This is a genomic window from Kitasatospora sp. NPDC090091 (genome assembly GCF_044747365.1).
Taxonomy (GTDB): Bacteria; Actinomycetota; Actinomycetes; order Streptomycetales; family Streptomycetaceae; genus Kitasatospora.
Genome location: NZ_JBIVDY010000001.1, coordinates 525,298 through 538,159, shown reverse-complemented (window position 1 = coordinate 538,159; position 12,862 = coordinate 525,298). Strand labels below are relative to the sequence as shown.

Genomic DNA, 12,862 nt, shown 5'->3' with positions numbered 1-12,862 from the left:
TGTGGCCGGTGCCCCTCCCGGCCGACCGGGGAGGGGCACCGCAGCCGTCAGGCGCTCGCGGTGTAGTCGTAGAAGCCGCGGCCGGACTTGCGGCCCAGCAGGCCCGCGTCGACCATCCGGGACAGCAGCGGGGGAGCGGCGTACAGCGGCTCCTTGTACTCGTCGTACATCGACTCCGCGATCGACACGATGGTGTCCAGGCCGATCAGGTCGCACAGGCGCAGCGGGCCCATCGGGTGGGCGCAGCCGGCCTCCATGCCCTTGTCGATGTCGGAGGCGGTGGCCACGCCCGACTCGAACATCCGCACCGCCGAGAGCAGGTACGGCACCAGCAGGGCGTTCACCACGAAGCCGGCACGGTCGCGGGCACGGATCGGCTCCTTGCCGAGCACCTCGGTGGCGAACGCCTCCGCCCGCTCGGTGGTGGTGGCCGAGGTGGTCAGGGTGGGGATCACCTCGACCAGCTTCTGCACCGGCGCCGGGTTGAAGAAGTGCAGGCCGATGACCTGCTCCGGGCGCGTGGTGGCGGCGGCCAGCTTCACGATCGGGATCGACGAGGTGTTGGAGGCGAGGATCGCGTCCCGGCGCTCGATCACCTGGTCCAGCGTCTGGAAGATCTGGACCTTGATGTCCTCGCGCTCGGCGACCGCCTCGACCACCAGGTCACGGTCGGCGAAGTCGGCGAGGTCGGTGGTGAAGGTCAGCCGGGCCAGCGCCTCGTCGCGCCGCTCCACCGTCAGCTTGCCCCGCTTGACGGCCGTCTCCAGGGAGTTGGTCACCCGGGTGCGGCCGAACTCCAGGGCTTCCCCGCTGGCCTCCGACACCAGGACGTCCAGCCCGGCCCGGGCGAACACCTCCGCGATGCCCGACCCCATCAGACCGCAGCCGATCACTCCGACGCGCGCGATGTCACTCACTCAGTTGCCCTTCGATGGTGCTGGGGTGTGCGGCCCCAGCGACAGGTGGCCCAGCAAGCTGCTGTTCAGCGGTGGGGAGCACCGGAATCCGGGCACCCGTGAACCGCCTCGACGACGTTACTACTCCGTACCGGCCGGTAGGTCATCCCCTCCCCGGGTGGGCCGGACGGGTGAGGCGGCCGATCCCGCCCGTGCGCCCGGGTCCCGCCCCGCCCCCGGGCGGACAGAATGCGGGACGGCCGCCCGGCGGCGGGCGGGCCGCAGGCGAAGGGAGCACGGGATGCCGACGGGATCGCTCACGGGGCAGGTCGCCCTGGTCACCGGAGCCGGCCGCGGGATCGGGCGGGAGACCGCCATCGGCCTCGCCGCCGAGGGCATGGCCGTCGGCCTCGTCGGCCGCACCCACGAGACCCTCACCGAGACCCTGCGGGAGTGCGCCCGGCACGGCGCCCGGGGCGTCGCCGTCGCCGCCGACGTCACCCGGCCCGCCTCGGTGCGCGAGGCCGTCCGCGTCGTCCAGCACGACCTCGGCCCGGTCGACCTGCTGGTCAACAACGCCGGCCAGGTCGACGCGAGCGAGGCCCCGCTCTGGGAGACCGACCCGAACCAGTGGTGGCAGGTCGTCGAGACCAACCTGCGCGGCCCCTACAACCTGCTGCGCTCCGTCCTGCCCGGCATGGTCGAACGCGGCCGCGGGCGGGTGGTCAACCTCAACTCCGGCTTCGCGCTGCGCCCGGACCCGCACTACACCGCGTACGCCACCTCGAAGGCCGCGCTGCTGCGGCTCTCCGACAACCTCGCCGATCCGCTCGCCGAGCACCACGTGGTCGTCCTCGACATCAGCCCGGGTGCGGTCGCCACCGACATGACCGCCGGGATGCCGATGTTCCGCGACATGAAGTCCTGGGGCTCCATCCCGTACGTGGTCGCGGTCGTCGTCGACGCCGCCCGCGGGCGCTTCGACGCCCTGCACGGCCGCTTCATCCACGCCGGGCGGGACAACCTGGAGGAGCTGGTCGGGCGGGCCGATGCCATCCGCGAGGCGGACGCCCGCACGCTGCGGCTGCGCCCGTACGGGCCGGAGGACCCGATGGGCTGACGGCGGGGTGGTGCGGGAGCTGCGGCGCGTCGCGGCGGTCCGATGGCGGCGGCCCGGCGCGCGTCAGAGCTCCAGCAGCGCCTGCCGCTCCCCGGCGGTGAGCGAACCGGGCGCGCGCCCGGCCCGGGCGAAGGCGTTGGCCAGCCGCTGCAGCGCCTCGTTGAACGGCGTCGGCACCCCGTGCAGCCGGCCGAGCAGCACGATCTCGCCGTTGAGGTGGTCCGCCTCGATCGAGCCGGTGCCGCGCGCCAGGCTCTGCCAGGACGAGCTGCCGCTGCGCCCGACCCCCGGCACCGGTCCCATCGTCATCGCCTTCGCGGCCAGCGCGGCCTGCTCCTGCGGGTCGTGGTGCGCGATGCCCGCCGCGGCCAGCACCGCCGCCCCCTCGGCCGTCACCCGGTGGCGCAGGTCGTCGAGCGGATCGCCCTCGACCGGGCCGGCCACCGCGTCCAGCGCGTTGCCGAGGTTGCCCAGCAGCTTGGTGTACTTCCAGTCCATCGTGGCGGCGTCGACGGGCGCACTGAACGCGGACGCCGCCAGGTCGGCCGCCACGGCCGCGGCCGTCGCGCCGCCGTCGCCCGCGGGGTAGCCGCCGATCCGCAGCACCCCGCTCACCGGCGTCCCGGCGGCGGTGACCAGGCCCGGCTCCACGAACCCCGACGGCAGCCAGACGCACACCGCCAGCACCCGGCGGAAGAGCCGCAGCGCGAGCCGCTCGTTCTCCACCCCGTTCTGCGCGCAGAGCACCGGCAGCCGCTCGCCGGCCGTGCCGCCGCCGGCCACCGGACGCGGCGCCCACGCGGCCAGCGCGGCGGCGCTGTCCTGTGTCTTCACGGCCAGCACCAGGGCGTCGTCGGGGCGCAGCGCCACGCCCTCGGGGCCGTCCGCCACCGGGATGCGCAGCGTCCGCACGCCCTCCGGGGTGCCGAACCGCAGACCGTCCTCGCGCAGCGCGGCGAGCTGCGCGCCGCGTGCCACCAGGACCACCTCGTGCCCGCCCTCGTGCAGCCGGGCACCGATCGTGCCGCCCACCGCACCCGCCCCGACGATGATGTAGCGCATGGCGGAAGCATGGCACGGCGGCGGGCGCCGGGTCAGGCGCTCCCGGGACGCCCGGCGCTCCGGCCCCGGGCCGGCGTGGGGCCCGGGCCGGCGTGGGGCCCGGGCCGGCGTGAGGCCCGGGCCGGCGCCCGGCCTAGGCCGGAGTGAACAGCCGGCTGGCCGTGACCGGCTTCAGCCCGGCCTTGGCGAGGCCGTCCAGGATGCCGGGCAGCGCGTCGACCGTGCACTGGTGGCCCATGTGCAGGGCGACCACCGAGCCGCCCTTGGCCGACGTCAGCACCCGGCGCTGCAGCTCCGCCGCGCTCGGGTCGCTGTAGTCGCGCGGGTCGACGTCGAAGGAGAGCACGTGCTCGTAGCCGACCGCCTTGGCCTGCTCGCGCACCATCGGCGTGGCGTACTGGGCGGCGGAGGGGCGGAACCAGCGGCCGATCGAGCCGGTCAGGCGCTGCAGCCGCTCCGCGCACTGGGCGATCTCGGCCCGCGCCTGGTCGGGGCTCATCGCCGAGATGTTCTGGTGGTTCTGGGTGTGGTTGCCCAGCTCGTGGCCGCCGTCCAGGATGCGCCGGGCCATCTGCGGCTGCTGGTCCAGCCAGCTGCCGACGACCATCACGGTCAGCCCGGCGCCGCGCTGCTCGGCGATCTCCAGCAGGGCGGTGGCCAGCTTCGGGTCGCCGCTGCCGTGGACGGTGAGCGCGACGTTCTTGCCGGTGCGCGGACCGTACACGACCTCCAGCGGGGTACCGGGGGGCAGCGGCGGCAGCACCGGTGGGCTCGGCGGCGCGGACGCCGTGGCGGCGGCAGCCGCGGCGCCGGGCTGCGGGTCCGCGGAGGGGGAGGCGGTCGGTACGGGGGAGGCCGGCCCCTCGCCGCCCGGCCAGGCCGGGTCCACCGCGGCCGGGTCCCCGCCCGCCGGGTCGACGGTGCCGGGGTGCACGGCGAGCGCCCCCGGGTCGGCCCGGCGCGGGCCGGTGCTCCCGCACGCGGCGAGCAGCCCGCCCCCGGCGGTCAGCACGGCGAGCCTGGCGGTGGTGCGCAGCAGGGTGCGGCGGTCGGCGATCATCCGGTCGGCAGTCATCGGCAGCCAGCATAGAGACGGCTCAGGTCCGGGGGCGATTCGACGGCGCGGCCCCCCGGTCGGCCGTCGGCGTTCACACACATCGTGCACACACGCGCGCCGTGCGGCACCGGACAAACCCCGAACTCTCACTGTTTCCGGGGCAGGCCGTCGGATACGATCACGGCGCGCCGCGTGCTTCGGGGGAGTTGTGCCGCGGCGGCAGCCCGATCCGGCAGTGGATTCCGGAAGTGAGCACAGGGGGACGGAACAGGATGCACGAGGACAGCACCGCTTCGGCGGCCACCGGTACGGACATCGGCAGCGACTGGGACTGGGCCAGGGCCGACGACTGGGAGCCGCCGACCGAGCTCGACACCGGCGTTCCGCACACCGCCCGGATGTACGACTACTACCTCGGCGGCAAGGACAACTTCGAGGCCGACCGCAAGGCGGCCGAGGCCGCCATCGCCGCCTACCCGGCTCTGCCGCTGCTGGCCCGCACCAACCGCGAATTCCTCGGCCGCGCCGTCGAGTACGCGGCCGGCCGGGGCATCCGCCAGTACGTCGACATCGGCACCGGCATCCCCTCCGTCGGCTCCACCAGCGAGGTGGCCCGCCAGGTCGTCCCGGACGCCCGGGTCGTCTACGTCGACAACGACCCGATCGTCGCCACCCACGCCCGCGCCCTGCTGGCGAGTCACAAGGCGGGCCACACCTCGGTGATCGAGGCCGACCTGCGCGACCCGGCCTCGATCCTCGACCACCCCGGCCTGCGCACCGCCGTCGACCTGGACCAGCCGGTCGCCCTGATGCTCGTCGCCGTGCTGCACTTCATCCGGGACGAGGACGGCGCCGAGGCGATCGTCCGCACCCTGCGCGACGCGCTCGCGCCCGGCAGCGCGCTGATCCTCTCCCACGGCAGCCCCGACTTCGCCTCGCGGGAGAGCGCGGCCGAGGGCGCCCGGATCTACAAGAGCGCGAGCGCCCCGCTGGTGCTGCGCCCGCGCGCCGCGGTGGAGCCGTTCTTCGGCGACTTCGAGTTCGCCGGCCCCGGCCTGGTCCAACTCCCGCTCTGGCGACCGGAGGCAGGCCACGTCCCCACCACCGACCTGCCCGAGGGCTGGCAGGACGTCTCCGCCTACGCCGGCGTGGCCGTCAAGCGCTGACGACACCTCGCGGCGCGCTTGTGGCCTGCTCGTCCGTTCGTCCGCTCGTGCGGCCGGTGAGGAGACGCCGGGGCACGGCGAACCGGCCCCGGCGCCTCCCTCCGAGCGCCGGGACCGGGCCGTCCCCCGTCCACTCATGACGCTAGCCCCCGCCACTGACAACCGGTCAGTGGCGGGGGCTAGCGTCATGAGTGGACCCGGCCCGCGCGCTACGACCGCCGCAGCTGGTCCAGCTCGCGGCGGTCCCGCTTGGTGGGGCGCCCGGTGCCCCGGTCCCGCACACCGGCGGCCGGCGTCAACTCGCGCGGCGGCCTCGGCGGGCTGTTGTCCACCAGGCACTCCGCGGCGACCCCGGCCCCGACCCGCTTGCGGATCAGCCGCTTCACCACGACGACCCGCTCGTACCCCTCCTCGCGGACCCGGACCTCGTCCCCGGGCTTCAACGCCTGCGCGGGCTTGGCCCGCTCCCCGTTCACCCGCACGTGCCCGGCCCGGCAGGCGGCCGCGGCCAGCGCGCGCGTCTTGGCGAGCCGGACCGACCAGATCCAGCTGTCGACCCGGACGCTTCCCTCGTCTTCGACCATCCTCCGAGCCTACCGAGGCCGTGCCCGGCCGTGCGCGGCTGCGCGGCCGTGTGCGGCCCACCAAAGTCCGGCGGGTACGGGCACGAACCGGGTTCGCATCCGGGCCTGCCGGCCGCCCTACCTGGCCGGCGACTCCTGGACCGCCCAGCCGTTGCCGTCCGGATCGTTGAAGAAGACGAACGAGTTCCAGTCCCCGCCGCGCCCGTCCACCCGGGCGCCGGCCTCGAAGTGCTGCACCGGGCTCACCTCCACGCCCCGCGCGACCAGCTCGCCGTGCGCCTTGTCGATGTCCGGCACCACCAGCTGCAGCCCCTTCAGGGAGCCCGGCGGCGCTTCCGTGACCCCGGTCCCCACCACGATCGAGCACCCCGAGCCCGGCGGCGTCAGCTGCACCACCCGGACCCCGTCACGGATCCGGGTGTCGTGGTCCACCGTGAAACCGGTCTGTTCCTCGTAGAACACCTTGGCCCGGTCCACGTCCGAAACCGGCACCACCACGACTTCGAGCTTCCAGTCCATGCCCAAACCCCTTCCGGTCAGTCCCTTCCGGTCGGGCTCCTCCAGTATCGGCCGCCCGGGCGGCCCCCGCCCGGCGGTCGGCTAGCCTGAGATCACGATGAACCGCCTCAGCACGCCCGCCGCCGCCACCCCCTTCACCACCTCGTGGGGCACCTTCGACCTCACCCGTTACCCGGAGGATCCGCGCGAGCGGCTGCGCGCCTGGGACGCCGCCGACGAGTACCTGCTGCGCCACCTCGCCGGCGAGGCCGACAGCGCCGAGGGCGCCGCCACCGACCTCGCCGGCCGCACCGTCGCCGTCCTCGGTGACCGCTGGGGCGCCCTCACCACGGCGCTCGCCGCCCACGGGCCGACCCAGATCAGCGACTCCCACCTCGGCCGGCAGGCCACCCTGGCCAACCTGGCCCGGGCCGGCGCCGCCCCCGGCGCGGCGCGACTGCTCACCACCCGGGACACCCCGCCCGAGCGCATCGACGTCCTGCTGGTCCGGGTGCCCAAGAGCCTTGCGCTGCTGGAGGACCAGCTGCACCGGCTGGCCCCGGCGCTCCACCCGGGCACCGTGGTGGTCGGCACCGGCATGGTCACCGAGATCCACACCTCCACGCTCCAGCTCTTCGAGCGCATCCTCGGCCCGACCCGCACCTCGCTCGCGGTCCGCAAGGCCCGGCTGATCTTCTGCACGCCCGACCCGGCGCTCGACCCCGGCCCCAACCCCTGGCCGCACACCTACGCCCTGCCCGGCGACATCGGCCCGGCCTCCGGGCACACCGTGGTCAACCACGCCGGCACCTTCTGCGCCGAGCGCCTCGACATCGGCACCCGCTTCTTCCTCGGCCACCTGCCGGCCGCCGCCCCCGGCGCCCGCGTGGTCGACCTCGGCTGCGGCAACGGCGTGGTCGGCACCGCGACGGCGCTGGCGAGCCCCGGCGCGGAGCTGGTCTTCATCGACGAGTCCCACCAGGCGGTGGCCTCGGCCGAGGCCACCTTCCGGGCAAACCTGGGCCCGGACGCCCCGGCCGAGTTCCTCACCGCCGACGCGCTCGCCGAGGGCACCGTCGCCCCCGGCTCGGTCGACCTGGTGCTCAACAATCCGCCGTTCCACTCGCACCAGGCCACCACCGACGCCACGTCCTGGCGGATGTTCACCGGCGCCCGCCGCGCGCTGCGCCCCGGCGGCGAGCTCTGGGTGGTCGGCAACCGGCACCTCGGCTACCACGTCAAGCTGCGCCGCCTCTTCGGCAACTGCCAACTCGTGGCCGGTAACCCGAAGTTCGTCGTCCTCAAGGCCGTCAAGCGCTGAGGGCTCCTGCTTCGCCCCGGCTTGCCGGGGGCCCATCCTTCAGCCACCGGCCCACCCTTCAGCCACCGGCGCGCCCCTTCGGCCCGCTCGGCGCGGCCCCACCGCTTCCGGCCGCATCGGTCGGGCCGCTTCGTCGCAGACTCCTTGCATGAATGTTCCGTACTGCGTATATTCATGCCAAGACCAAGGAGGAATGCCATGGCATTGCGAGTCGCCGTCGCCGGTGCGAGCGGTTACGCGGGCGGCGAGGTGCTGCGTCTGCTGCTCGGCCACCCGGAGGTGGAGATCGGGGCGCTCACGGGCGGCTCGAACGCGGGCACCAGGCTCGGCGCCCTGCAGCCGCACCTGATCCCGCTGGCCGACCGCGTCCTGGAGCCGACCACCCCCGAGGTGCTGGCCGACCACGACGTGGTGTTCCTCGCGCTGCCGCACGGCCAGTCCGCCGAGGTGGCCGAGGCCCTCGGCCAGAACGTGCTGATCGTCGACTGCGGCGCGGACTTCCGGCTCAAGGCCGCCGCCGACTGGGAGCAGTTCTACGGCTCGGCGCACGCCGGTACCTGGCCCTACGGCCTGCCCGAACTGCCCGGCCACCGGACCGCGTTGAAGGGCGTCAACCGGATCGCCGTCCCCGGCTGCTACCCGACCGCCGTCTCGCTCGCGCTCTTCCCGGCCTACGCCGCGCAGCTCGCCGAGCCCGAGGCCGTGATCGTCGCCGCCTCCGGCACCTCCGGCGCCGGCAAGGCCGCCAAGACCCACCTGCTCGGCAGCGAGGTCATGGGCAGTGTCAGCGCCTACGGCGTCGGCGGCGTCCACCGGCACACGCCGGAGATGTCGCAGAACCTCACCCCGCTCGCCGGGGAGCCGGTCACCGTCTCCTTCACGCCCACCCTCGTCCCGATGCCGCGCGGCATCCTCGCCACCTGCTCCGCCAAGGCCCGGCCCGGTGTGACCGGCGAGAGCCTGCGCGCCGCCTACGCCGAGGCGTTCGCCGGCGAGCCCTTCGTCCACCTGCTGCCCGAGGGGCACTGGCCGCAGACCAGCAGCGTCTACGGCTCCAACGCCGCCCTCGTCCAGGTCGCCCTGGACGAGACCGCCGGGCGGATCGTCGCGATCAGCGCGATCGACAACCTGGTCAAGGGCACCGCCGGCGGCGCGGTGCAGAGCATGAACATCGCCCTCGGCCTCCCCGAGGAGCTCGGCCTTCCCGTGAACGGAGTCGCACCGTGACCGACGACCAGAACCTCGGAGTGACGGCCGCCAAGGGCTTCCGCGCCGCCGGTATCACCGCCGGCATCAAGGCCTCCGGCACCCCGGACCTCGCGCTGGTCGTCAACGACGGCCCGTCGCTCGCCGCGGCCGGCGTCTTCACCGCCAACCGGGTCAAGGCCGCCCCCGTCCTCTGGTCCGAGCAGGTCCTCAAGGGCGGCCTGGTCTCCGCCGTCGTCCTCAACTCCGGTGGCGCCAACGCCTGCACCGGCCCGCTCGGCTTCCAGGACACCCACGCCACCGCCGAGAAGGCCGCGGAGGAGCTGAAGCTGAACGCCGGCGAGGTCGCCGTCGCCTCCACCGGCCTGATCGGCGTCCGCCTGCCGATGGACGTCCTGCTGCCCGGCGTCGCCACCGCCGCCGCCGAGCTCAGCGCCACCGGCGGCGAGGCCGCCGCGATCGCCATCAAGACCACCGACACCGTCCACAAGACCGCCCAGGTCACCAGCCCGGCCGGCTGGACGGTCGGCGGCATGGCCAAGGGCGCCGGCATGCTGGCGCCGAGCCTCGCCACCATGCTGGTCGTCCTCACCACCGACGCCGACCTCGACGCACCCGCGCTGGACGGGGCGCTGCGCGGCGCCACCCGCACCACCTTCGACCGGATCGACTCCGACGGCTGCATGTCCACCAACGACACGGTGCTGCTGCTCGCCTCCGCCGCCTCCGGGATCGCCCCCGACCGGGCGGAGTTCGACGAGGCCGTCCGCACCGTCTGCGCCGACCTCGCCCGCCAGCTGATCGGCGACGCCGAGGGCGCGAGCAAGGAGATCCGGATCGACGTCACCGACGCCGCCACCGAGGAGGAGGCCGTCGACGTCGCCCGCGTCATCAGCCGCAACAACCTGCTCAAGTGCGCGCTCCACGGCGAGGACCCGAACTGGGGCCGGGTGCTGGCCGCCATCGGCACCACCGCCGCCGCGTTCGACCCGAACCGTCTCGACGTGGCCATCAACGGCGTCTGGGTCTGCCGGGACGGCGGCGTGGGGGAGGACCGCGACCTGGTCGACATGACCGGCCGCGAGATCGTCATCACCGCCCGGCTCAACGCCGGCGAGGCCTCCGCCACCCTGTGGACCAACGACCTCACCGCCGACTACGTGCACGAGAACAGCGCCTACTCCACCTGAGCGCCCACTCCACCTGACCGCTCACTCCACCCGAAGCCGGATCCGACAAGGGACACCCGTGCAGATCGCACCCAAGGGCGAACAGGCCCGCAACAACACCGCGTTGCCCAAGGCCCTGACCCTCATCGAGGCGCTGCCCTGGCTGGAGCGCTTCCACGGCAAGACCGTCGTGATCAAGTTCGGCGGCAACGCCATGGTCGACGACAGCCTCAAGGCGGCCTTCGCCCAGGACGTGGTCTTCCTGCGCTACGCCGGCCTGCACCCCGTCGTCGTGCACGGCGGCGGCCCGCAGATCAGCGCCCAACTGGACAAGCTGGGCCTGGAGTCGAACTTCACCAATGGTCTGCGGGTCACCACCCCCGAGACCATGGACGTGGTCCGGATGGTGCTGGCCGGCCAGGTCCAGCGCGAGCTGGTCGGCCTGCTCAACGAGCACGGCCCGTTCGCGGTCGGCATGACCGGCGAGGACGCCCACACCATGACCGCGGTCAAGCGCTTCGCGGTCGTCGACGGCGAGCAGGTCGACATCGGCCTGGTCGGCGACATCGTCAACATCGAGGCCGGCGCCGTGAAGGCGCTCATCGCCGACGGCCGCATCCCGGTGATCTCCTCGATCGCCCGCGGCGCCGACGGCCACGTCTACAACATCAACGCCGACACCGCCGCCTCCGCCCTCGCGGTCGCGCTCGGCGCCGAGATGCTCGTGATCCTCACCGACGTCGAGGGCCTCTACAAGGACTGGCCGAACTCCGACGACGTGATCAGCCAGCTCGGCGCGAGCGAGCTGGAGGAGCTGCTGCCGGGCCTCGCCAGCGGCATGCTCCCCAAGATGGAGGGCTGCCTGCGCGCCGTCCGCTCCGGCGTCGGCACCGCCCGCGTCCTGGACGGCCGGGTGCAGCACAGCCTGCTGCTGGAAATCTTCACCGACGAGGGCATCGGCACGATGGTCGTGCCGGACGACGAACCGACCGTGACCGGGGGACTCGCATGACGTCGAACGACCAGCTCACCGACCGGTGGCAGCACGCCTTCACCGACAACTACGGCACCCCGCGGATCCCGCTGGTCCGCGGTGAGGGCGCGAAGCTCTGGGACGCCGACGGCAAGGAGTACACCGACCTGCTCGGCGGGATCGCCGTCAACGCCCTCGGCACCGCCCACCCGGCCGTCGTCGAGGCCGTCACGCGGCAGATCGCCGGCCTCGGCCACGTCTCCAACCTCTTCATGGCCGAGCCGACCATCGCCCTCGCCGAGCGGCTGATCGCGCTCTCCGGCCGGGCCGGCCGGGTGTTCTTCTGCAACTCCGGCGCCGAGGCCAACGAAGCCGCGTTCAAGATCAGCAGGCGGACCGGCCGCACCCACCTCGTGGCGCTGGAGGGCGGCTTCCACGGCCGGACCATGGGCGCCCTCGCGCTCACCGGCCAGCCCGCCAAGCAGGCCCCGTTCCTGCCGCTGCCCGGCGACGTCACGCACGTCCCGTTCGGCGACGTCGAGGCGCTGCGCGCCGCCGTCACCACCGAGACCGCCGCCGTCTTCCTGGAGCCGATCCAGGGCGAGAACGGCGCGATCCCGCTGCCCGACGGCTACCTCGTGGCCGCCCGCGAGATCACCCGGGCCACCGGCACCCTGCTGGTCCTGGACGAGATCCAGACCGGCATCGGCCGCACCGGCCACTGGTACGCCCACCAGGCCTTCGAGGGCGTCGACCCGGACGTGGTCACCCTCGCCAAGGCGCTCGGCGGCGGGCTGCCGATCGGTGCCGTCCTCGCCTTCGGGGAGGCCGCGGACCTGCTCACCCCCGGCCAGCACGGCACCACCTTCGGCGGCAACCCGGTGGTCGCCGCGGCGGCCCTGGCGGTGCTCGACACCATCGAGTCCGAGGGCCTGCTGGAGCACACCCGCAAGCTCGGCGAGCGGCTGCGCAAGGGCATCGAGGCGATCGGCGACCCGCTGGTCTCGCACGTGCGCGGCGCCGGGCTGCTGCTCGGCATCGTGCTCACCGAGCCGGTCTCGGCCCAGGTGCAGGCCGTCGCCCAGGAGGCCGGCTTCCTGGTGAACGCCGCCGTCCCGGACGCCGTGCGGCTCGCCCCGCCGCTGGTGCTCACCGAGCAGGAGGCGGACGCCTTCCTGGCCGCGCTGCCGGAGATCCTCCGGACGGTGCGGGAGAACGCCCCGGCCGATGCGATTCGAGCGTAGTCCGGGAGAATAATCACATGACCGTTCCCAACTCCGGCCAGTCCTCCGCCGGCCCGACGCCGCAGGTCCCGCAGACCCGCACCGCGCGCCACCGGCGGATCGTGGACCTGCTCACCCGCCAGCCCGTGCGTTCGCAGAGCCAGCTCGCCAAGCTGCTCGCCGATGACGGACTGGTGGTCACCCAGGCCACCCTCTCCCGGGACCTGGACGAGCTGGGCGCGGTGAAGATCCGCAACCGGGACGGCGCACTGATCTACGCCGTCCCCGCCGAGGGCGGCGACCGCACGCCGCGGGCACCGATGGGGGAGTCGGCCACCGAGGGCCGGATGGCCCGGCTGGCCGGCGAGCTCATGGTCTCCGCCACCGCGTCCGGCAACCTCGTGGTGCTGCGCACCCCTCCGGGCGCGGCGCAGTTCCTCGCCTCGGCGATCGACCAGGCCGAGGTCTTCGAGATCATCGGCACCATCGCCGGCGACGACACCGTACTGCTGATCAGCCGCGACCCGGTCGGCGGCCAGGCGCTCGCCGACCACCTGATGCAACTCGCCCAGGCAAAGGCGCAATAG

At 74.0% G+C, this 12,862-nt stretch carries 13 protein-coding genes; 8 read left to right on the top strand and 5 right to left on the bottom strand.

All coding sequences use genetic code 11. From position 1 onward, the window contains the following. Positions 1–47 precede the first annotated feature (47 nt). A complete protein-coding gene (locus tag ACIPSC_RS02415; RefSeq protein ID WP_400822349.1) occupies positions 48–917 on the bottom strand; it encodes a 3-hydroxybutyryl-CoA dehydrogenase in 870 nt (289 codons plus the stop codon). Between the two features lie 280 nt (positions 918–1,197). On the opposite strand from ACIPSC_RS02415, the gene ACIPSC_RS02410 reads away from it, so the two are divergent. Then, positions 1,198–2,016 (top strand): SDR family NAD(P)-dependent oxidoreductase, encoded by an 819-nt coding sequence (locus ACIPSC_RS02410; protein ID WP_400822347.1) that lies wholly within the window; start codon positions 1,198–1,200, stop codon positions 2,014–2,016. A gap of 63 nt (positions 2,017–2,079) precedes the next feature. On the opposite strand, the gene ACIPSC_RS02405 is transcribed toward ACIPSC_RS02410, so the two are convergent. Both ACIPSC_RS02405 and ACIPSC_RS02400 read right to left on the bottom strand, forming a co-directional pair. Next, positions 2,080–3,078, bottom strand: coding sequence for a ketopantoate reductase family protein (locus ACIPSC_RS02405; RefSeq protein ID WP_400822346.1), 999 nt, complete (start codon positions 3,076–3,078; stop codon positions 2,080–2,082). A 133-nt stretch (positions 3,079–3,211) separates the two neighbouring features. Then, on the bottom strand, positions 3,212–4,153 hold the full coding sequence (locus ACIPSC_RS02400) for a polysaccharide deacetylase family protein (protein WP_400822345.1): 942 nt from the start codon (positions 4,151–4,153) through the stop codon (positions 3,212–3,214). Positions 4,154–4,407: 254 nt separating this feature from the next. Between ACIPSC_RS02400 and ACIPSC_RS02395 the strand changes: the two genes are divergently transcribed. Further along, positions 4,408–5,301, top strand: coding sequence for an SAM-dependent methyltransferase (locus tag ACIPSC_RS02395; protein ID WP_400822344.1), 894 nt, complete (start codon positions 4,408–4,410; stop codon positions 5,299–5,301). Between the two features lie 209 nt (positions 5,302–5,510). Here the strand turns inward: ACIPSC_RS02395 and ACIPSC_RS02390 are convergent, their stop codons facing one another. Together ACIPSC_RS02390 and ACIPSC_RS02385 are read right to left on the bottom strand one after the other, a co-directional pair. After that, positions 5,511–5,885 carry an RNA-binding S4 domain-containing protein gene (locus ACIPSC_RS02390; protein ID WP_400822342.1) on the bottom strand — a complete coding sequence of 125 codons (375 nt, stop codon included), beginning with the start codon at positions 5,883–5,885 and terminating at the stop codon, positions 5,511–5,513. Between the two features lie 117 nt (positions 5,886–6,002). Further along, positions 6,003–6,404, bottom strand: a complete 402-nt coding sequence (locus ACIPSC_RS02385; protein ID WP_238739856.1) for a VOC family protein — start codon at positions 6,402–6,404, stop codon at positions 6,003–6,005. 97 nt (positions 6,405–6,501) lie between these two features. On the opposite strand from ACIPSC_RS02385, the gene ACIPSC_RS02380 reads away from it, so the two are divergent. The 6 genes from ACIPSC_RS02380 to ACIPSC_RS02355 all read left to right on the top strand — a co-directional run bounded on the left by ACIPSC_RS02380 (position 6,502) and on the right by ACIPSC_RS02355 (position 12,862). Continuing rightward, positions 6,502–7,704, top strand: coding sequence for a methyltransferase (locus ACIPSC_RS02380; RefSeq protein ID WP_400822341.1), 1,203 nt, complete (start codon positions 6,502–6,504; stop codon positions 7,702–7,704). Positions 7,705–7,902: 198 nt separating this feature from the next. Beyond that, the gene (gene argC, locus ACIPSC_RS02375) at positions 7,903–8,931 is read left to right on the top strand and encodes an N-acetyl-gamma-glutamyl-phosphate reductase (RefSeq protein ID WP_400822338.1); all 1,029 of its coding nucleotides are present in this window, start codon (positions 7,903–7,905) and stop codon (positions 8,929–8,931) included. Further along, the gene (gene argJ / locus ACIPSC_RS02370) at positions 8,928–10,100 is read left to right on the top strand and encodes a bifunctional glutamate N-acetyltransferase/amino-acid acetyltransferase ArgJ (protein ID WP_400822337.1); all 1,173 of its coding nucleotides are present in this window, start codon (positions 8,928–8,930) and stop codon (positions 10,098–10,100) included. Before argC ends, argJ begins: the two co-directional genes overlap by 4 nt. Positions 10,101–10,158: 58 nt before the next feature. Next, positions 10,159–11,091: an acetylglutamate kinase gene (gene argB / locus ACIPSC_RS02365; RefSeq protein WP_400822336.1), complete on the top strand. Its 933-nt coding sequence runs from the start codon at positions 10,159–10,161 to the stop codon at positions 11,089–11,091. Beyond that, positions 11,088–12,296, top strand: a complete 1,209-nt coding sequence (locus ACIPSC_RS02360) for an acetylornithine transaminase (protein WP_400822335.1) — start codon at positions 11,088–11,090, stop codon at positions 12,294–12,296. The genes argB and ACIPSC_RS02360 overlap by 4 nt, the downstream gene beginning before the upstream one ends. Positions 12,297–12,313: 17 nt before the next feature. Further along, positions 12,314–12,862, top strand: coding sequence for an arginine repressor (locus tag ACIPSC_RS02355; protein WP_238739850.1), 549 nt, complete (start codon positions 12,314–12,316; stop codon positions 12,860–12,862).

What these genes read in the sequence shown, in the direction of transcription:
- ACIPSC_RS02410 (WP_400822347.1), top strand. Translation starts at nt 1,198, where the DNA reads ATGCCGACGGGATCGCTCACGGGGCAGGTCGCCCTGGTCACCGGAGCC.
- ACIPSC_RS02405 (WP_400822346.1), bottom strand. Translation starts at nt 3,078, where the DNA reads ATGCGCTACATCATCGTCGGGGCGGGTGCGGTGGGCGGCACGATCGGT.
- ACIPSC_RS02400 (WP_400822345.1), bottom strand. Translation starts at nt 4,153, where the DNA reads ATGACTGCCGACCGGATGATCGCCGACCGCCGCACCCTGCTGCGCACC.
- ACIPSC_RS02395 (WP_400822344.1), top strand. Translation starts at nt 4,408, where the DNA reads ATGCACGAGGACAGCACCGCTTCGGCGGCCACCGGTACGGACATCGGC.
- ACIPSC_RS02390 (WP_400822342.1), bottom strand. Translation starts at nt 5,885, where the DNA reads ATGGTCGAAGACGAGGGAAGCGTCCGGGTCGACAGCTGGATCTGGTCG.
- ACIPSC_RS02385 (WP_238739856.1), bottom strand. Translation starts at nt 6,404, where the DNA reads ATGGACTGGAAGCTCGAAGTCGTGGTGGTGCCGGTTTCGGACGTGGAC.
- ACIPSC_RS02380 (WP_400822341.1), top strand. Translation starts at nt 6,502, where the DNA reads ATGAACCGCCTCAGCACGCCCGCCGCCGCCACCCCCTTCACCACCTCG.
- argC (WP_400822338.1), top strand. Translation starts at nt 7,903, where the DNA reads ATGGCATTGCGAGTCGCCGTCGCCGGTGCGAGCGGTTACGCGGGCGGC.
- ACIPSC_RS02360 (WP_400822335.1), top strand. Translation starts at nt 11,088, where the DNA reads ATGACGTCGAACGACCAGCTCACCGACCGGTGGCAGCACGCCTTCACC.
- ACIPSC_RS02355 (WP_238739850.1), top strand. Translation starts at nt 12,314, where the DNA reads ATGACCGTTCCCAACTCCGGCCAGTCCTCCGCCGGCCCGACGCCGCAG.